The following is a 254-nucleotide window of genomic DNA, read 5'->3' as shown; positions in this document are numbered from 1 at the left end:
CCGCTGAGGAGCGCGTCCACGTGGATCGCCTGCGCGTCGGTCAATGACGATATATAGTCGATGACCCCTCGCCCCACGGCGCGTCGTTGCAATTCGGAATGGTCCATGTCCGAAAGCAGCTCCGGGCGCTCCGCACGGAGGGTGAAGTAGTCCTCGGTCGCGAGGTCGACGAGATCCACGAGCCGGTTGGGCGCCCGGCGCACGTCGTGCGGGTCGTCGAGCCAAGCGGTGAGACCGTCGACGAGGCGCTCGAC

The 254-nt window shown here is 66.9% G+C and carries 1 protein-coding gene; it reads right to left on the bottom strand.

The annotated features are described in order from the left end of the window. Positions 1 to 254, bottom strand: a 254-nt coding sequence (locus SB717_RS37740; protein WP_410908278.1) for a hypothetical protein, incomplete at both ends; no start/stop codon positions are given.

The sequence above is a fragment of the Priestia sp. SIMBA_032 genome (assembly GCF_046535215.1).
Lineage (GTDB): Bacteria > Bacillota > Bacilli > Bacillales > Bacillaceae_H > Priestia > Priestia aryabhattai.
This window is presented reverse-complemented; position numbering and strand designations above follow the sequence as displayed.